Raw genomic sequence first — 17,372 nt, 5'->3', positions numbered from 1 at the left:
CTACGCATTTCACCGCTACACAGGAAATTCCACCACCCTCTACCATACTCTAGCTCGACAGTTTTGAATGCAGTTCCCAGGTTGAGCCCGGGGCTTTCACATCCAACTTAACGAACCACCTACGCGCGCTTTACGCCCAGTAATTCCGATTAACGCTTGCACCCTCTGTATTACCGCGGCTGCTGGCACAGAGTTAGCCGGTGCTTATTCTGTCGGTAACGTCAAAACACTAACGTATTAGGTTAATGCCCTTCCTCCCAACTTAAAGTGCTTTACAATCCGAAGACCTTCTTCACACACGCGGCATGGCTGGATCAGGCTTTCGCCCATTGTCCAATATTCCCCACTGCTGCCTCCCGTAGGAGTCTGGACCGTGTCTCAGTTCCAGTGTGACTGATCATCCTCTCAGACCAGTTACGGATCGTCGCCTTGGTGAGCCATTACCCCACCAACTAGCTAATCCGACCTAGGCTCATCTGATAGCGCAAGGCCCGAAGGTCCCCTGCTTTCTCCCGTAGGACGTATGCGGTATTAGCGTCCGTTTCCGAGCGTTATCCCCCACTACCAGGCAGATTCCTAGGCATTACTCACCCGTCCGCCGCTCTCAAGAGGTGCAAGCACCTCTCTACCGCTCGACTTGCATGTGTTAGGCCTGCCGCCAGCGTTCAATCTGAGCCATGATCAAACTCTTCAGTTCAAACATCTTTGGGTTTTGAGAAAACCCTAAACTTGGCTCAGCAATCGTTGGTTACATCTTTGATTTCTCGCGGAGTAACTTGTGATGCTGATAATCTGTTGACTAGCAGTCTGACTCCACAAGCACCCACACGAATTGCTTGATTCAGTTGTTAAAGAGCGGTTGGCTGAGTCTTTCGTCTCAACCGAGGCGCGCATTCTACAGCGCCCCGTGTATCTGTCAAGCGGTTATTTTAAGAAGTTTTCAAAGTTTCGCTTCGGAAACATCAACAACTTCAACCACTTGCGCTTCCGATCTCTCGTTAGCGGGAGGCGAATTCTACAGCGTTACTCGCTGCTGTCAACACCTCTTTTTCACCGCTTTCGACCGAGAAGATCGAACCGCCGATAGAGCCAAACATCACCGCTCTATCTGCTCCTTCCGGGCCTCGATGAACTGAAGCCCAACACCTTCGAAACCTACTTAACTCATTGAATCTCAAGGAGTTTTCCGTTTCGACTGCGCCGGAAGTGGGGCGAATTATAGACTTCCAGAATCTGCCGTCAACCCTTAATTTCGCTTTTCTATCAATAAGTTGCGCAGCACCGGAAATCGCCCTTTAAAAACCCTCTATATAGAAGAGAACGCTCAAAGAACCCCTGCCTCCCTGAACGCCGCCACCGCCGCTTCATCCAACCCCAACACTCGCTGCAACACCTCCCGCGTATGCTCCCCTAATAAAGGGGGCGCATTGCGATACTCCACCGGCGTCTCGGACAGTCGAATCGGGCTGGCCACCTGCGGCACGCTACCAGCCAATAGATGAGGCAATTCCATTGCCAATCCACGCGCTTGCACCTGAGGGTCGGCAAACACTTGGGCAAGGTCGTTGATTGGCCCGCACGGCACACCTGCCTGCTCCAACTGAACCACCCACTCAGCGGTGGTCTTGAACACCGTGGCCTGGCGGATCAACGGAATCAACACCGCCCGGTTTGCCACCCGCAGCTTGTTCGTGGCAAAACGCGGATCATCAGCCCACTGCGGCTGCCCGGCCACCTCAGCGAACTTGCGGAACTGGCCGTCATTACCCACAGTAAGGATGAAGTCGCCGTCAGCCGTAGGAAAGTCCTGATAAGGCACGATGTTCGGATGAGCATTGCCCAGCCGCTTCGGCGCATTGCCCGTAGTCAGGTAGTTCATCGCCTGGTTGGCCAGGCAAGCCACCTGGACATCCAGCAAGGCCATGTCGATGTGCTGCCCTCCGCCGGCATGATCCCGATGAGCCAGCGCCGCCAAAATGGCAGCCGTCGAGTACAGCCCCGTGAGGATATCCGTCAGCGCAACCCCCACCTTCACCGGCCCCGCGCCCTCATCCCCCTCTGGGCGGCCGGTCAGGCTCATCAAGCCCCCCAGTCCCTGGATCATGAAGTCATACCCGGCGCGCTTGGCGTAAGGGCCGGTCTGTCCGAACCCGGTGATCGAGCAATAGATCAATTGCGGATTGATCGCCTTCAGCGAGTCATAGTCCAGGCCATACGCGGCCAGGCCGCCCACCTTGAAATTCTCGATCAGGATATCGGACTTGGCCGCCAGCTCCCGCACCAGCCGCTGACCCTCTGGCCGCGTAAAGTCGATGGTCACCGACTGCTTGTTGCGATTGGCCGACAGATAATAGGCAGCTTCGGTCGTGTTCTCGCCTCTGGCATCCTTCAGGAAGGGCGGCCCCCAGGCGCGCGTATCGTCACCATTGCCGGGACGCTCGACCTTGATGACGTCAGCCCCCAGGTCCGCCAGGATCTGTCCGGCCCACGGCCCGGCCAGAACCCTCGATAAATCCAATACCCGCAGATGCGAAAGCGCGCCCATGACCGTTCTCCTATTAATAGAACGCCTGGATACCGGTCTGCGCACGCCCCAGGATCAGCGCATGAACGTCATGTGTGCCTTCATAGGTGTTCACGACTTCCAGGTTCACAAGATGGCGAGCGATACCGAATTCATCGGAAATACCGTTGCCGCCCAGCATGTCCCGCGCCATCCGAGCAATATCCAAGGACTTGCCGCAGGAGTTTCGCTTCATGATCGAGGTAATCTCGACTGCCGCCGTGCCCTCATCTTTCATACGCCCCAAACGCAGGCACCCCTGCAGCGCAAGCGTGATTTCAGTCTGCATGTCGGCCAGTTTCTTCTGGATCAACTGATTGGCCGCGAGCGGACGACCGAACTGCTGGCGATCCAGCGTGTATTGGCGAGCGGTGTGCCAGCAGAATTCAGCGGCTCCCAAAGCGCCCCAGGAGATCCCGTAGCGCGCCGAGTTCAGACAAGTAAACGGGCCCTTCAGGCCACGGACATCGGGGAAAATGTTCTCTTCCGGGACGAATACATTGTCCATGACGATTTCGCCGGTGATTGAAGCGCGCAACCCGACCTTGCCATGGATCGCCGGCGCGCTCAGCCCCTTCCATCCTTTTTCAAGAACGAAACCGCGGATATCGCCAGCATCGTCCTTGCCCCAGACGACAAAGACATCAGCGATCGGACTGTTGGTGATCCACATCTTGCTGCCCGTCAGGCTGTAGCCACCTTCCACTTTGCGCGCACGAGTAATCATCGCGCCTGGGTCGGACCCATGGTTCGGCTCGGTCAGACCAAAGCAGCCGATCCATTCGCCAGACGCCAGCTTCGGCAAATACTTCTGCTTTTGTGCTTCAGTCCCGAATTCATTGATCGGCACCATGACCAGCGAGGACTGCACGCTCATCATCGAGCGATAGCCGGAATCGACGCGCTCCACTTCACGCGCGATCAGGCCGTAGCTGACGTAGTTCAGCCCGCTGCCGCCGTACTGCTCAGGAATGGTTGCCCCCAGCAAGCCCACTTCACCCATCTCGCGGAAAATCGCCGGGTCGGTTTTCTCATGGCGGAACGCCTCCAGCACTCGCGGTGCCAGTTTTTGCTGGGCGAACTGCTCGGCAGTGTCGCGGATCATGCGCTCTTCTTCGGTGAGCTGCTGATCCAGCAACAATGGATCGATCCAGTTGAAGCTCGCTTTGCCGGCCATGAAAGAGTCCTCGCCAATTAAATGAAAATCGTGGATTGATCCTAGGCGCGGTTTCCTACAAGGGCAAACGAGGATTACGCACTATGCTGTGCTAATTTCTCACTCCGTAAACGCCATAAACCCTGTTTAAGCAGTTATTGAGTGAGGCATACGTACATGCGCCGCAAAATCCCCAGTACCGCCGCCCTGGTCAGTTTCGAGGCTGCCGCACGCCATGAAAGCTTCACCAAGGCGGCACAGGAGCTTTCTCTCACGCAAGGCGCTATCTGCCGACAGATCGCCAGCCTGGAGGATTTCCTCAGCGTCGAGCTTTTCCGACGCTCGCGCCGTGGGGTCAAACTGACCGAAGCGGGTCTTTCCTACAGCCGCCGGGTTGCCACCCAACTGGATGCCGTCGAGCGCGACACACTTTCCGTGATGGGGCACACCGGTGCGAACGTGATTGAACTGGCCGTGGTTCCGACCTTCGGCACCCAATGGCTGCTGCCACGCCTCAAGGACTTCCAGCAGCAACATCCGGAAGTCACCGTCAACTTGACCAACCGCACACGCCCTTTTCTCTTCGCGGACACTGAGTTTGATGCCGCCATTTATTTTGGTGACGCGGACTGGTCCGGTACCGAATCCCACAAGCTGATGGGCGAAAATCCGATGCCGGTATGCAGCCCTGCCTTACTGGATGGTCGGAAGGGCCTGACACCCGAGGCGATCGCCGAACTCCCCCTGCTCCAGCAGACCACTCGCCCGTATGCGTGGCGCCAGTGGTTCAACGCTCAGAACCTGAACATTGCACGAGACCTGACAGGCCCTCGTTATGAACTATTCTCCATGCTCGCCCAAGCGGCCATGCACGACATGGGCGTTGCGCTGATTCCGCCCTTTTTGATTCAGCGCGAGCTTGCAGAGCAACGTTTGGTCGTGGCCAACCGTAACGCGCTATCGAGCATCAAGGCCTACTACCTGATAATTCCGGAGCGAAAGGTCGAATCCGCCTCTCTTCGAGCTTTTCGTGATTGGTTGGTGAAACAAGCTACGGGCTATCACCTTGATTAATAAGGGAAAGCAAAAGTCCTACTTAGGTAGTCAACTAACAAAAGACGCTACAGATATAAGTTTATGTCGCATTCAGTCAATCTGTTATGAAACCCGTGAAGTAGTCTCCAAAGCGTCTAAATACATGGCTTAGAGCCATATCGCGCAGCGCATCAGCGCTTATTCATCTGGCCGATGGGAAAAATTGTCAATTTGAACCTAAATCCTTGGAAAGCACGGCCCACAAGGGCTGTCGATCGATAATTGCGACATTCGGTCACAGGGTGACTTGTAGTTAATTTTCCGTCACCCGTCATAATCCCTTGAAGGGCTGAATTTTCGCCTGCAAAATGCCGCGCCCCGCCTGGTTTGGCGGGATCGTGCTGATCGGCCGCCCCAGCCGCACCATCCGAAGTGCCTGGGTTTACTCAATAAGATCACGCAGGAGATTTGACGTGCACATTGGTGTTCCCCTCGAAACCCAAACGGGTGAAACACGGGTTGCTGCTACCCCGGAAACCATCAAGAAGTTGATCGGCCAAGGCCATAAAGTCACTGTCCAAAGCGGCGCCGGTATCAAGGCCAGCGTTATCGACAGTGCCTATGAGGCAGCGGGCGCAACCATTGGCAGCGCCAGTGATGCATTCGGGGCCGAACTGATCCTCAAGGTGGTCGCTCCCAGCGACAGCGAACTGATGCTGATCAAGAGCGGCACCGTTGTGGTGGGCATGCTCAATCCGTTCAACAACGAAACCATCGCCAAGCTGGCCGAACGCGGCATTACCGCTTTCGCCCTTGAGGCCGCGCCACGTACGTCCCGCGCCCAGAGCCTGGATGTGCTGTCGTCTCAAGCGAACATTGCCGGCTACAAAGCGGTGCTGCTGGCCGCTCATTACTATCCGCGCTTCATGCCGATGCTGATGACGGCAGCGGGCACCGTAAAGGCGGCGCGCGTACTGATTCTCGGCGCCGGCGTAGCCGGGTTGCAGGCGATTGCCACGGCCAAGCGCCTGGGCGCCGTGATCGAGGCATCGGATGTGCGCCCTGCGGTGAAGGAGCAAATCGAATCCCTCGGCGCCAAGTTCGTCGACGTGCCTTACGAGACCGACGAAGAGCGTGAATGCGCCGTCGGCGTCGGTGGTTACGCCCGGCCCATGCCAGCCAGCTGGATGCAGCGCCAGGCCCAAGCCGTGCACGAGCGCGCCAAGCAGGCGGACATTGTCATCACCACCGCATTGATTCCGGGCCGCAAGGCACCGACTTTGCTGAGCGCCGAAACCGTCGCGCAGATGAAACCCGGTTCGGTGGTCATCGACCTCGCGGCCGCCCAGGGCGGTAACTGTCCGCTGACCGTGGCTGATCAGGTAGTGGTCGAAAACGGCGTGACCATTTGCGGCCCGACCAACCTGGCCGGTGAAGTCGCGGCCGACGCTTCGGCGCTGTACGCCCGTAACCTGCTGGACTTCCTGAAGCTGGTCTTCACCAAGGAAGGTCAGTTCGACGTGAACCTGGAAGACGACATCGTCGCCGCGTGCCTGATGTGCCGCGACGGCCAAGTCATCCGCAAAAACGCCTAAGCAGGGATTCAGACAATGGAAGAGCTTATCTCCCCCGGTATCTACAACCTGATCATCTTTGTGCTGGCCATTTATGTCGGTTATCACGTGGTCTGGAACGTAACGCCCGCGCTGCACACGCCATTGATGGCGGTGACCAACGCCATTTCGGCGATCGTGATCGTCGGCGCCATGCTCGCTGCAGCGCTGACCGTAACACCTCTGGGCAAGACCATGGGCACCCTCGCCGTGGCCCTGGCCGCCGTGAACGTGTTCGGTGGCTTCCTGGTGACGCGCCGCATGCTTGAGATGTTCAAGAAAAAAGCCCCGAAAGCCGTAAAAGAAGAGGCGCCCAAGTAATGAGCATGAACCTGGTAACGACGCTCTACCTGATCGCGTCCATCTGCTTCATCCAGGCCCTCAAAGGCCTGTCGCACCCCACCACCTCCCGCCGCGGCAACCTGTTCGGCATGCTCGGGATGGCGTTGGCGGTGCTCACCACTGTGGGCCTTATCTATAAGCTCGGTGCTGAGCTGGCCACTGCCGGCATTGGCTACGTCATCGTCGGCCTGTTGGTTGGCGGTACTGCTGGCTCGATCATGGCCAAGCGCGTCGAGATGACCAAGATGCCGGAGCTGGTCGCCTTCATGCACAGCATGATCGGCCTGGCGGCGGTGTTCATTGCCATCGCGGCGGTCGTCGAACCGCAGTCCCTGGGCATTGTCAAGCAACTGGGGGATTCGATTCCGGCGGGTAACCGTCTGGAGCTGTTCCTCGGCGCCGCCATCGGTGCAATCACCTTCTCCGGCTCGGTGATCGCGTTCGGCAAGCTCTCGGGCAAGTACAAGTTCCGCCTGTTCCAAGGCGCACCGGTACAGTTTGGTGGCCAGCACAAGCTCAACCTGATCCTGGGCCTGGCAACGCTGGGCCTGGGCCTGACCTTCATGTTTACCGGCAACCTCGGCGCGTTTGCCCTGATGCTGGCCCTGGCGTTTGTCCTGGGTGTACTGATCATCATCCCGATCGGCGGCGCGGACATGCCGGTGGTGGTCTCGATGCTCAACAGCTACTCCGGTTGGGCAGCGGCGGGTATCGGCTTCTCGCTGAACAACTCGATGCTGATCATTGCCGGTTCGTTGGTGGGTTCGAGCGGTGCGATTCTCTCGTACATCATGTGCAAGGCGATGAACCGTTCGTTCTTCAACGTGTTGCTCGGTGGCTTCGGCAACACCGCCGATGCGGCTGGCCCGGCAGGCTCGAAAGAAGCCCGTCCGGTGAAATCCGGTTCGGCTGACGACGCAACCTTCCTGCTGACCAACGCCGACACGGTGATCATCGTTCCAGGCTACGGCCTGGCAGTGGCGCGGGCGCAACACGCGCTGAAAGAACTGACCGAGAAGCTGACCCACCACGGCGTAACCGTCAAATACGCGATCCACCCGGTGGCCGGTCGCATGCCCGGGCACATGAACGTCCTGCTGGCCGAGGCCGAAGTGCCTTACGACCAGGTGTTCGAGATGGAAGACATCAACTCCGAGTTCGGCCAGGCCGACGTGGTGCTGGTACTGGGCGCCAACGACGTGGTCAACCCGGCGGCGAAGAACGATCCGAAGTCGCCGATTGCCGGCATGCCGATCCTCGAGGCTTTCAAAGCCAAGACCATCATCGTCAACAAGCGCTCGATGGCCAGCGGCTATGCCGGTCTGGACAACGAGCTGTTCTACCTCGACAAGACCATGATGGTGTTCGGTGACGCCAAGAAGGTCATCGAGGACATGGTCAAAGCCGTGGAATAACCCCATCGCTGTTTCACCCAAAAACGCCCCGACTTGTCGGGGCGTTTTGATTTGTATCAAGGCAAAATATTACCGTTCCGGTAATGATGTTTTGCCTGAAACGCCCGTAATAGACGCCTAAAATGCGACCTTTGTAGCGGGTCGGGCACAGCGCTAATTCACTAGACTGCGCATCTTGCTTTCCAGCCCGAGATAATCCCTATGTACCGTGATCGCATCCGCCTGCCTTCGTTATTGAACAAAGTGATGAGCGCTGCCGAAGCAGCCTTGTTGATTCAGGACGGCATGACCGTTGGCATGAGCGGTTTTACCCGCGCTGGAGAAGCGAAAGCAGTGCCCCACGCCCTGGCTGAGCGCGCCAAGGTGACGCCGTTGAAAATCAGCCTGATGACCGGCGCGAGCCTGGGCAACGACCTCGACAAAGAGCTCACCGAAGCCGGTGTACTGGCGCGACGCATGCCGTTCCAGGTCGACAGCACGCTGCGCAAGGCGATCAATGCGGGCGAGGTGATGTTCATCGACCAGCACCTCTCGGAAACCGTCGAACAACTGCGCAACGGCCAGCTCAAGCTGCCCGATATTGCCGTGATCGAAGCAGTAGCCATCACCGAGCAAGGGCATATCGTACCGACCACGTCGGTGGGTAACTCGGCCAGTTTTGCCATCTTCGCCCGGCAAGTGATCATCGAGATCAACCTGGCCCACAACCCGAACCTGGAAGGGCTGCACGACATTTATATCCCGACCTATCGCCCTACCCGCACGCCGATTCCCCTGGTGAAAGTCGACGACCGCATTGGCAGTCCCGCGATCCCGATCCCGCCGGAAAAAATTGCTGCCATTGTCATTACCAACCAGCGGGACTCGCCTTCGACCGTCGCGACACCCGACAGCGACACCCAGGCCATTGCCGATCACCTGATCGACTTCTTCAAGCAGGAAGTCGCGGCTGGACGCATGACCAATAAGCTCGGGCCGTTGCAGGCCGGAATTGGCAACATCGCCAACGCCGTGATGTGCGGACTGATCGATTCCCCGTTCGAAGACCTGACCATGTATTCCGAGGTCCTGCAGGATTCGACATTTGACTTGATCGACGCCGGCAAGCTGAGTTTCGCCTCCGGCAGCTCGATCACCCTGTCGGGTCGACGCAATGCCGACGTCTTCGGAAACCTGGAGAAGTACAAGGACAAACTGGTCCTGCGCCCCCAGGAAATTTCCAACCATCCCGAAGTGGTGCGCCGCCTGGGCATCATTGGTATCAACACCGCGCTGGAGTTCGACCTGTACGGCAACGTCAACTCCACCCATGTCTGCGGCACGCGGATGATGAATGGCATCGGCGGTTCGGGGGATTTCGCCCGTAACGCCCACTTGGCGATCTTCGTTACCAAGTCGATTGCCAAGGGCGGCGCCATTTCCAGTGTCGTGCCGATGGTCAGCCATGTGGACCATACCGAACATGACGTTGACATCCTGGTGACCGAGATCGGCCTGGCCGACCTGCGGGGCCTGGCGCCGAGGGAGCGGGCACGCGTGATCATCGACAATTGCGTGCACCCTTCCTATCGCCAGGCCTTGAATGACTATTTCGTCGCCGCGTGCGCCTTGGGCGGGCATACCCCGCATATCCTTCGCGATGCACTGAGTTGGCACCTGAACCTGGAAGAAACCGGGCGCATGCTGGCTGTCTGATACAGCTGGATCACCGTTTATCGCAAATACAGTTTTGGTTGCTGCCTGCCATTCGCTTCCCTCGCACCAAAAACTGTACTGCTGTACCGGTGTTTTCCTACAGTCTTTTCCCTCAAAACTGCCAGCAGCGTATAAAATTGCACCAATAACGTGCGGATAGGTACAGTTGCTTCAATATCGACCAGTACACCGCCCTTTAACAGTTAACTGGTCTCTCACAATACAGGTGAACTGTATCTAGAGAGACTGGCCAAACGAGAGGATCATGGGCACCAGTTAAACCACTACCTAATCCCGCCACAAGCGGAAGGATGTCAACCATGGAACGTACACTCAGTTCCGAGCTGTTTTTCGAAGACAAAGCTGAAAAAAACCAGGCTTCCCTGCCTCTTCGCGTTATCGCCAACCTGATGTTGTGGCAGCGCCGCATCGCCAGCCGTCACCAACTGGCTCGTCTGGATTCGCGCCTGCTGGCTGATGCCGGTATCAGCGAAGCACAACGCTACGAAGAGCTGAGCAAGCCGTTCTGGCGCTAACTCAGCGTCGCTGGCCCTGACCCACCGGGTCCACTGCCAGCACCGAATTGAACAAACAAGACCCGTCGCGGGTAACCGCGACGGGTCTTGTCGTTTCCGGGCCCCGATTTTTAGGGATGTGTGGAGAAAATAACAGTTTTCATAAAAGTAAAAACTTACCAGTACAGTTATGCTTGAACCGTAACGACCCCATGCAAGCGTCCTACAGTGACGCTCGCAAGGGCTGTCAGCCAACGCGTTCCTGCCCTAATATCGAGGCGAACGTGGCGAAGCGAGTCGAGCATGCGTCTCCTCTTCCAGCTACACGCACCGGCATCACCCTCATTCAAGGAGTTTCATCATGATCCGTCTTCGCCTGCTCAGCGCAGCTGCTCTCCTGGCCGTAGCCGCCCATTCCAACGCCAGCAGCTTTATTGTTACCACTGATTCCCTCGTCGGAGCGCTCAAAGCCACGTCCGACGTGACTTCCGATGCAACCTCGTCATTGCGTGACAACAAAATCGTTCAAGCCGCCCGTGACGACGCTGCCAGCTTCGTCGCCAGCGAAGGCGCCATCCGTGGTGTGAAACTGGAAAGTGCCCTGGATTACATCCGCCAACAGGCACCGCGACTCAACGCCACCGATGCGCAGCTGGCCCAGGCCATCCTGGTGATCTGAGGCAACATGAAACATCGGGCGCCAATTGGTGTTCCGATGTTTCAGCACTGGCTCTGGCCCGCAGGTTTGCGCTAGCCTTCAGGCTCGCCATCAACCGTCGAGTCCCATGCGTTTTTACTCAGATCTGTTCATCGCGTCTTTCTTCGTCGTTTCTTGCTGGTCCGTGCCGGCCCATGCCTTCGATGTATCTACCCAGCAAGTGGTGGTCAGCGGCTATGCCACGAGCATGGTGACCTCCGCGCCCTTCGACCATAAACTGATCGTCGCCGCTCGTGATGACGCTGCGGCCTTCATTGCCAGCGACGGGCAGTTGCGAGGTGCACAACTGGAATCGGCCCTGGACTACCTGCGCCGGACCCAGCCAAAACTTCATGCCAGCGACCTTGAACTGGCACAAGCAATTCTCGTCCAATAGTTATCCTTATTTTTCCGGAGTCGTTCCATGCGTAGCCCGCTGATTGCTGCCGCCCTCGGCCTGTTGGTCTTGGCCGATGTGGCCCAGGCACAAACACTGGTAGCCACCAGTAACATCATCGTCCGCGCCTCACAGCGCACGATCGATTTCACCTCCGACACCACCACGTCCATCCGTGATTCGAAAATCGTCCGCGAAGCCCATGACGATGCGGCCAGTTTTGTCGCCAGCAATGGTGAAATTCGTGGTGCTCATCTCGAGGCCGCCTTCGACACCTTGCGCACCCGCGTACCGGAAGCCCGGGATGCCAGTGACCAGGTTCTCGCCGAAGCCATCCTCGCATTGTGAGGCGGTTCGCCGCCTGGATGGCGGCCGGGGTCTTGCTGCTCACCGGCAGCATGGCCCAGGCCGGCCTGCAACTGCACCTCAACGTCGAAGGACTGAGCCCGGCGCAACAGCAGGCCAGCCAGGCGCTGCTCGATGAAGCCATGCAAGCCCTGCCGCCGCGCTTCATCGAGCGACTGGACCGACGCATCAACGTCGGCTGGACCGACCAGATGCCCGCCAATGCCTACGGCCAGGCCTCGTTGGTGTCGCAACTGGACCTCAACAGCAACCTGCTCGACAGCCTTGTCGACGGTAGCGCCGCGACGCAAAAGACCCAGCGCCCCCACGGCACCGTCCGCCGGGAAATGCTCGCCACGGTCTTGCATGAACTGACCCACATCTACGACCGCTCGCGCCTATGGCCAGACGCCGAACGCACGCTGATCCAGCGTTGCACTCGACGCAACGGCAGCGCCGGGCTGATCGGCCTCCCCGATGAATGCCGGGGCCAGAACGACCGCCGCTTCACCCTCAGCGATGATCCGCGCTTGCTGGACCTCGCCGGCTGGCCGCAATACGTCGGCCGTCGCGGCGCGCGGGAACAGCACAACCGCCAGGTCGCCCGCAGCCCGGACCTCTATGAAACGAGCAGCCCCAAGGAATTCGTCGCGGTCAATATGGAGTACTTTCTCCTCGACCCGAGCTACGCCTGCCGACGCCCGGCCCTGTATCGCTATTACCGGGAACACTTCGGCTGGGCGCCTGCCGCCAAGGACACCTGCGCCCAATCGTTCGCCTTCCTCAACGCTGGAAACGACTTCGCCAAGACCCCCCTGGGCAAGGTCGATCCAGAGCGGGTCTATGCCATTGATTACCTGCTGGCCGAGGCCAATCAGAACTGGGTAAGCCGCTGGGGCCACAGCATGCTCCGGCTGGTGATCTGCGCACCGGGCCGGCCACGCGGGCCAGACTGCCGGCTGGATCTGGACCAACACTTGGTGCTGTCCTACCGCGCCTTCGTGGGCGATGTGCAGTTGTCGAGTTGGGACGGGCTGGTCGGCAAATACCCCTCGCGCCTGTTCGTATTGCCGTTGGCCCAGGTGATCGATGAATACACCAAGACCGAGCTACGCAGCCTGGCATCGGTGCCGCTGAACCTGTCGCGCACCGAAATCGAGGAGACGGTCGAGCACGCCGCCGAAATGCACTGGAGCTATGACGGCAACTATTACTTCCTGTCCAATAACTGCGCCGTGGAGAGCCTGAAACTGCTGCGCAGCGGCAGCAACAACAAGCAGCTCAACGGCCTGGATAGCATCATGCCCAACGGCCTGCTGGAAGTGCTCAAGGGTCGGGGCCTGGCAGATACCAGCGTGCTGGATGACCCCAAGGAAGCCTTGCGCCTGGGCTACCACTTCGACTCATTCCGCGAGCGGTACCAGGCCATGTTCGATGTGCTGAAGAAATATCTGCCGATCAAGCAACAGACGGTGGAAGACTGGCTGGCCCTGGACGCCGCCGAACGCCGCGTCTGGTTCGACCAGGCGGACCTGCGCACCAGCGCGGCGTTGTTGCTGCTGGAGCAGGCCAGTTATCGTCGGCAGTTGTTGTTGGCGCAGGATGAAGTCAAACAGCGCTACCTCGGAGCCCGTGAGTTGCAGAACGGTGGCATGGAAAGGGCTAACGCGACGCTGCAGCAGATCCTCGCCAATAGCGGTTTCCTCAGCCGCCCGGCCGAACTGCTGGGCAGCAGCGGCTACGGCTTGCCGCAACCCAGCGAGTGGCAACGCCTGGAATCGGAAAGCAGTTTGCGGCAAAAGCAACTGCAAACACTGACAGGCGATCTGGACAAGGAAGTCCGGGCCTTGCTCGAACCGAGCCGCGCGGCTGAAATTGCTGCAAGCGAGGCCAATGTGAAGGAGATCGGCGAGCATTTGCGCGAACTGCACAAGGCCGGGGGCGGGTTGGAGTTGCCCTGACGAACAGGGTCGTCATTGTGGCGAGGGAGCTTGCTCCCGCTCGGCTGCGAAGCAGTCGTAAACCAGCCAATGCGCCCTCTCTGAAAGAATTGCATGAACCTGTTTGGGGCCGCTCGCGACCCAGCGGGAGCAAGCTCCCTCGCCACAAGAGCAATCCCGGCGCAATAAAAAAGGGTTCAGAACCTAGTTCTGAACCCTTTTTTTGGCTCAGCGCCGAACCAGGAATCAGCCGAGACGCGCCTTGCGCACACCATCAGCCAGGGCCGCACACAAGCTCAACACGCCATCGATCGCCTGTTCCGATGTGTCGGCGCTGGCGATATGGTCGATCAGCGCCGAGCCGACCACCACCCCGTCGGCCAGCCGTGCGATGGCCGCCGCCTGCTCCGGTGTACGAATACCGAAACCAATGCTGATGGGCAGATCGGTATGGCGGCGCAGGCGCGCCACGGCTTCTTCCACATGCTCCAGCGTCGCGGCGCCGGCGCCGGTCACGCCCGCGACCGACACGTAGTACACAAAGCCCGAACTGCCGTTGAGCACCGTCGGCAATCGCACATCGTCAGTGGTCGGCGTGGTCAGGCGGATGAAATCCAGGCCAGCAGCCTGGGCCGGTTCGCACAGTTCGCTGTTGTGCTCGGGCGGCATGTCCACGACGATCAGGCCATCCACGCCAGCGTCCAGCGCCTCGCCAATGAAACGCTGCACACCATAACGGTGGATCGGGTTGAAGTAGCCCATCAACACCAGCGGTGTCTCAGTGTTGTCTTTGCGGAACTCACGAACCATCTGCAGGGTTTTCGCAAGGTTCTGCTGGGCCCCCAGGGCGCGAATGTTCGCCAACTGGATCGCCGGGCCGTCAGCCATCGGGTCGGTGAACGGCATGCCCAACTCGATCACGTCGGCACCCGCCGCCGGCAGGCCCTTGAGGATCGCCAGCGACGTGTCGTAGTCCGGGTCGCCCGCCGTGACGAAAGTCACCAGGGCGGCGCGGTTCTGTTCCTTGAGTTCAGCAAAACGGGTTTGCAGGCGGCTCATCAGTGTTTCTCCTGCTGGGACTGTTCCATGTGGTGCATCACGGTTTGCATGTCTTTGTCGCCACGACCGGACAGGTTGACCACCATCAGGTGATCTTTCGGCAGGTTGGGTGCGCGCTTGAACACTTCGGCCAGGGCATGGGCGCTTTCCAGTGCAGGAATGATCCCTTCCAGGCGACAGCATTTGTGAAAGGCTTCGAGGGCTTCGGCGTCAGTGACCGAGGTGTACTGGACGCGGCCAATGTCGTGCAACCAGGCATGTTCCGGGCCGATACCGGGGTAGTCGAGCCCCGCGGAAATCGAATGGGCGTCGATGATCTGGCCGTCGTCGTCCTGCAACAGGAAGGTGCGGTTGCCGTGCAGTACGCCGGGGACGCCGCCGTTCAGGCTCGCCGCGTGCTTACCGGTCTCGATGCCATAGCCTGCGGCTTCGACGCCGATGATTTCGACACTCTTGTCGTCCAGGAACGGGTGGAACAGGCCCATGGCGTTGGAGCCGCCACCAATGCACGCCACCAGGCTATCCGGCAGGCGACCTTCCTGGGCTTGCAGTTGATCGCGGGTTTCCTTACCGATCACCGCTTGGAAGTCACGCACCATCGCAGGATAAGGATGCGGGCCCGCCACGGTGCCGATCAGGTAGAACGTGCTGTCGACGTTGGTGACCCAGTCGCGCAGGGCCTCGTTCATGGCGTCTTTCAGGGTGCCGGTGCCGGCGACCACCGGGATGACTTCCGCCCCGAGCAGCTTCATGCGGAACACGTTGGCCTGCTGGCGCTCGATGTCGGTGGTGCCCATGTAGATCACGCAATCCAGGCCGAAACGCGCGGCCACGGTGGCGGTGGCCACGCCGTGCATACCCGCGCCGGTCTCGGCGATGATGCGTTTCTTGCCCATGCGCCGCGCCAGCAGGATCTGGCCGATGCAGTTGTTGATCTTGTGCGCGCCGGTGTGGTTCAGCTCTTCACGCTTGAGGTAGATCTTGGCGCCACCGCAATATTCGGTCAGGCGCTCGGCGAAGTAGAGCGGGCTCGGACGACCGACATAGTCACGCTGGAAGTAGGCCAATTCCTCAATGAAGGCCGGATCTTCCTTCGCCACTTCGTACTCACGGGCCAGATCAAGGATCAGCGGCATCAAGGTCTCGGCCACATAACGGCCGCCGAATGCGCCGAACAGGCCGTTGGCATCAGGGCCGCTGCGCAGGTTGAAAGAGGTCGTAGGCTGGGTCATCGGGCGCTCCAGGCAAATGCGTTGAAAGACAATGAGGTTCACTCTACCCCTGACATCCCTCAGTGAAAACCGATAAGATCGCCGCAACCTGTCAGGAAAACTCACAAATAAAATGAGCCACGACCTGCCCCCCCTCAACGCCTTGCGCGCCTTCGAGGCCACCGCCCGCCTGAACAGCGTAAGCCAGGCGGCCGAACAGCTGCACGTCACTCATGGCGCTGTAAGTCGACAGTTGAAGGTGTTGGAAGAGCATCTGGGCATCAGCTTGTTCATCAAGGACGGGCGCGGCCTTAAACTCACAGATGCCGGCGTGCGCCTGCGGGACGCCAGCACCGATGCGTTCGAGCGTTTACGCGGTGTTTGCGCGGAGCTGACACAACGTACGGCAGACGCCCCGTTTGTACTGGGCTGCTCGGGAAGCCTGCTGGCGCGCTGGTTTATTCCTCGCCTGGGCAGGCTCAATGCTGACCTGCCGGATTTGCGCTTGCACCTGTCCGCCGGCGAAGGCGACCTGGACCCCAGGCGACCGGGATTAGACGCCTTGTTGGTATTCGCCGAGCCGCCCTGGCCGGCCGACATGCAGGTGTACGAACTGGTGAGCGAACGGATCGGTCCCGTGATGAGCCCGCACTACGCCGGATTCGCTCGATTGCAGGGTGCACCAGCGAGCGCGCTGCTCGACGAACCGTTGCTGCACACCACCTCGCGTCCACAGGCTTGGCCGGCCTGGGCACGGCAAAACGACCTTGAACCCCAGGCATTGAAGTTCGGGCAAGGATTCGAGCATTTATATTATTTGCTGGAAGCCGCCGTAGCGGGGTTAGGCGTGGCGATAGCGCCCGAACCGCTGGTGGCCGAGGACGTGCGCGCCGGTCGCCTGGTCGCGCCGTGGGGCTTCGATGAAACCGCGGCGAGACTGGTGTTGTGGCTACCCAAGCGCGCCGCAGACGGGCGCGCTCGGCAATTGGCCCAATGGCTCAGGCATGAGCTGGGCCAACCGGTTCAGTCACCGCGTTTGCACAGCAGGTAAGCAGCCAGCAAACCCAGCGCACCGACCGCGACACCGGCCGTGGTCCATGGGTGTTCCTGCGCGTAATCTCGCGTGGCGATCCCGGTTTCACGGGTTTTCACCTTGACCTCTTCATAGGCGTCGCTGAGCAGATGGCGAGAATGTTTCAGCGCGTTTTCGGCATTGGCCTTGAGCGACTTGAGGGTTTTACGCGACTCGTCCGAAGCGTCATCCTTCAGACTTTCCAACGACTTGAGCAGACTTTCGATCTCCGCTTCCATGCTTTGCAACGAGGCTTTGCGTAACGAAGTGCTGGCCATGGTGGCTCTCCTGCAGTGGTTGAGTTCGTGTGTGAATTG

At 59.3% G+C, this 17,372-nt stretch carries 16 protein-coding genes and 1 rRNA gene (1 of these 17 running past the window's edge); 11 read left to right on the top strand and 6 right to left on the bottom strand.

Features of this window, described 5'->3' with window-relative positions:
* From ACLH0I_RS01715 to ACLH0I_RS01705, 3 genes are all read right to left on the bottom strand, one after another.
* Positions 1 to 697, bottom strand: a 16S ribosomal RNA gene (locus ACLH0I_RS01715) (it extends 840 nt beyond the left edge of the window).
* Positions 698 to 1,324: 627 nt separating this feature from the next.
* On the bottom strand, positions 1,325 to 2,545 hold the full coding sequence (locus ACLH0I_RS01710) for a CaiB/BaiF CoA transferase family protein (RefSeq protein ID WP_411386121.1): 1,221 nt from the start codon (positions 2,543 to 2,545) through the stop codon (positions 1,325 to 1,327).
* A 13-nt stretch (positions 2,546 to 2,558) separates the two neighbouring features.
* Positions 2,559 to 3,740 (bottom strand): acyl-CoA dehydrogenase, encoded by a 1,182-nt coding sequence (locus ACLH0I_RS01705; protein WP_014335919.1) that lies wholly within the window; start codon positions 3,738 to 3,740, stop codon positions 2,559 to 2,561.
* A 156-nt stretch (positions 3,741 to 3,896) separates the two neighbouring features.
* Between ACLH0I_RS01705 and ACLH0I_RS01700 the strand changes: the two genes are divergently transcribed.
* The 10 genes from ACLH0I_RS01700 (at position 3,897) to ACLH0I_RS01655 (ending at position 13,734) form a co-directional block, all read left to right on the top strand.
* The gene (locus ACLH0I_RS01700) at positions 3,897 to 4,793 is read left to right on the top strand and encodes a LysR family transcriptional regulator (RefSeq protein ID WP_411386120.1); all 897 of its coding nucleotides are present in this window, start codon (positions 3,897 to 3,899) and stop codon (positions 4,791 to 4,793) included.
* Between the two features lie 434 nt (positions 4,794 to 5,227).
* The gene (locus ACLH0I_RS01695) at positions 5,228 to 6,349 is read left to right on the top strand and encodes a Re/Si-specific NAD(P)(+) transhydrogenase subunit alpha (protein ID WP_250963847.1); all 1,122 of its coding nucleotides are present in this window, start codon (positions 5,228 to 5,230) and stop codon (positions 6,347 to 6,349) included.
* Positions 6,350 to 6,364: 15 nt separating this feature from the next.
* Positions 6,365 to 6,688, top strand: coding sequence for an NAD(P) transhydrogenase subunit alpha (locus ACLH0I_RS01690; protein ID WP_003187010.1), 324 nt, complete (start codon positions 6,365 to 6,367; stop codon positions 6,686 to 6,688).
* Positions 6,688 to 8,124 carry an NAD(P)(+) transhydrogenase (Re/Si-specific) subunit beta gene (locus ACLH0I_RS01685; protein WP_186708190.1) on the top strand — a complete coding sequence of 479 codons (1,437 nt, stop codon included), beginning with the start codon at positions 6,688 to 6,690 and terminating at the stop codon, positions 8,122 to 8,124. The genes ACLH0I_RS01690 and ACLH0I_RS01685 overlap by 1 nt, the downstream gene beginning before the upstream one ends.
* Positions 8,125 to 8,325: 201 nt before the next feature.
* Positions 8,326 to 9,819 carry an acetyl-CoA hydrolase/transferase family protein gene (locus ACLH0I_RS01680; RefSeq protein WP_250963850.1) on the top strand — a complete coding sequence of 498 codons (1,494 nt, stop codon included), beginning with the start codon at positions 8,326 to 8,328 and terminating at the stop codon, positions 9,817 to 9,819.
* Between the two features lie 320 nt (positions 9,820 to 10,139).
* The gene (locus tag ACLH0I_RS01675) at positions 10,140 to 10,355 is read left to right on the top strand and encodes a DUF1127 domain-containing protein (RefSeq protein WP_003187014.1); all 216 of its coding nucleotides are present in this window, start codon (positions 10,140 to 10,142) and stop codon (positions 10,353 to 10,355) included.
* A 340-nt stretch (positions 10,356 to 10,695) separates the two neighbouring features.
* The gene (locus ACLH0I_RS01670) at positions 10,696 to 11,013 is read left to right on the top strand and encodes a DUF2388 domain-containing protein (protein WP_411386119.1); all 318 of its coding nucleotides are present in this window, start codon (positions 10,696 to 10,698) and stop codon (positions 11,011 to 11,013) included.
* A gap of 106 nt (positions 11,014 to 11,119) precedes the next feature.
* Positions 11,120 to 11,428: a DUF2388 domain-containing protein gene (locus tag ACLH0I_RS01665; protein WP_186708196.1), complete on the top strand. Its 309-nt coding sequence runs from the start codon at positions 11,120 to 11,122 to the stop codon at positions 11,426 to 11,428.
* 27 nt (positions 11,429 to 11,455) lie between these two features.
* On the top strand, positions 11,456 to 11,776 hold the full coding sequence (locus ACLH0I_RS01660) for a DUF2388 domain-containing protein (RefSeq protein WP_186708198.1): 321 nt from the start codon (positions 11,456 to 11,458) through the stop codon (positions 11,774 to 11,776).
* 17 nt (positions 11,777 to 11,793) lie between these two features.
* A complete protein-coding gene (locus ACLH0I_RS01655; protein WP_411386118.1) occupies positions 11,794 to 13,734 on the top strand; it encodes a DUF4105 domain-containing protein in 1,941 nt (646 codons plus the stop codon).
* Between the two features lie 225 nt (positions 13,735 to 13,959).
* Here ACLH0I_RS01655 and trpA read toward each other — a convergent pair whose 3' ends face one another.
* Together trpA and trpB are read right to left on the bottom strand one after the other, a co-directional pair.
* Entirely contained in the window at positions 13,960 to 14,772 is an 813-nt protein-coding gene (gene trpA / locus ACLH0I_RS01650) for a tryptophan synthase subunit alpha (protein WP_186708202.1), read from the bottom strand.
* The gene (gene trpB, locus ACLH0I_RS01645) at positions 14,772 to 16,004 is read right to left on the bottom strand and encodes a tryptophan synthase subunit beta (RefSeq protein ID WP_072411224.1); all 1,233 of its coding nucleotides are present in this window, start codon (positions 16,002 to 16,004) and stop codon (positions 14,772 to 14,774) included. Before trpB ends, trpA begins: the two co-directional genes overlap by 1 nt.
* Before the next feature lie 112 nt (positions 16,005 to 16,116).
* Between trpB and ACLH0I_RS01640 the strand changes: the two genes are divergently transcribed.
* Positions 16,117 to 17,034, top strand: coding sequence for a LysR family transcriptional regulator (locus tag ACLH0I_RS01640; RefSeq protein ID WP_250963855.1), 918 nt, complete (start codon positions 16,117 to 16,119; stop codon positions 17,032 to 17,034).
* Here the strand turns inward: ACLH0I_RS01640 and ACLH0I_RS01635 are convergent.
* On the bottom strand, positions 17,007 to 17,333 hold the full coding sequence (locus tag ACLH0I_RS01635) for a YqjD family protein (RefSeq protein WP_053127069.1): 327 nt from the start codon (positions 17,331 to 17,333) through the stop codon (positions 17,007 to 17,009). The two genes, ACLH0I_RS01640 and ACLH0I_RS01635, sit on opposite strands and share 28 nt — an antisense overlap.
* Positions 17,334 to 17,372 lie beyond the last annotated feature (39 nt).

This window comes from Pseudomonas sp. MPB03 (assembly GCF_046605385.1).
Taxonomy (GTDB): Bacteria; Pseudomonadota; Gammaproteobacteria; order Pseudomonadales; family Pseudomonadaceae; genus Aquipseudomonas; species Aquipseudomonas zanjanensis.
This window is presented reverse-complemented; position numbering and strand designations above follow the sequence as displayed.

Bases quoted from the DNA above. Each gene is read 5' to 3' on its own strand.
- ACLH0I_RS01710 (WP_411386121.1), bottom strand. From the start codon at position 2,545: ATGGGCGCGCTTTCGCATCTGCGGGTATTGGATTTATCGAGGGTTCTG.
- ACLH0I_RS01705 (WP_014335919.1), bottom strand. From the start codon at position 3,740: ATGGCCGGCAAAGCGAGCTTCAACTGGATCGATCCATTGTTGCTGGAT.
- ACLH0I_RS01700 (WP_411386120.1), top strand. From the start codon at position 3,897: ATGCGCCGCAAAATCCCCAGTACCGCCGCCCTGGTCAGTTTCGAGGCT.
- ACLH0I_RS01690 (WP_003187010.1), top strand. From the start codon at position 6,365: ATGGAAGAGCTTATCTCCCCCGGTATCTACAACCTGATCATCTTTGTG.
- ACLH0I_RS01685 (WP_186708190.1), top strand. From the start codon at position 6,688: ATGAGCATGAACCTGGTAACGACGCTCTACCTGATCGCGTCCATCTGC.
- ACLH0I_RS01680 (WP_250963850.1), top strand. From the start codon at position 8,326: ATGTACCGTGATCGCATCCGCCTGCCTTCGTTATTGAACAAAGTGATG.
- ACLH0I_RS01675 (WP_003187014.1), top strand. From the start codon at position 10,140: ATGGAACGTACACTCAGTTCCGAGCTGTTTTTCGAAGACAAAGCTGAA.
- ACLH0I_RS01670 (WP_411386119.1), top strand. From the start codon at position 10,696: ATGATCCGTCTTCGCCTGCTCAGCGCAGCTGCTCTCCTGGCCGTAGCC.
- ACLH0I_RS01665 (WP_186708196.1), top strand. From the start codon at position 11,120: ATGCGTTTTTACTCAGATCTGTTCATCGCGTCTTTCTTCGTCGTTTCT.
- ACLH0I_RS01660 (WP_186708198.1), top strand. From the start codon at position 11,456: ATGCGTAGCCCGCTGATTGCTGCCGCCCTCGGCCTGTTGGTCTTGGCC.
- ACLH0I_RS01655 (WP_411386118.1), top strand. From the start codon at position 11,794: ATGGCGGCCGGGGTCTTGCTGCTCACCGGCAGCATGGCCCAGGCCGGC.
- trpA (WP_186708202.1), bottom strand. From the start codon at position 14,772: ATGAGCCGCCTGCAAACCCGTTTTGCTGAACTCAAGGAACAGAACCGC.
- trpB (WP_072411224.1), bottom strand. From the start codon at position 16,004: ATGACCCAGCCTACGACCTCTTTCAACCTGCGCAGCGGCCCTGATGCC.
- ACLH0I_RS01640 (WP_250963855.1), top strand. From the start codon at position 16,117: ATGAGCCACGACCTGCCCCCCCTCAACGCCTTGCGCGCCTTCGAGGCC.
- ACLH0I_RS01635 (WP_053127069.1), bottom strand. From the start codon at position 17,333: ATGGCCAGCACTTCGTTACGCAAAGCCTCGTTGCAAAGCATGGAAGCG.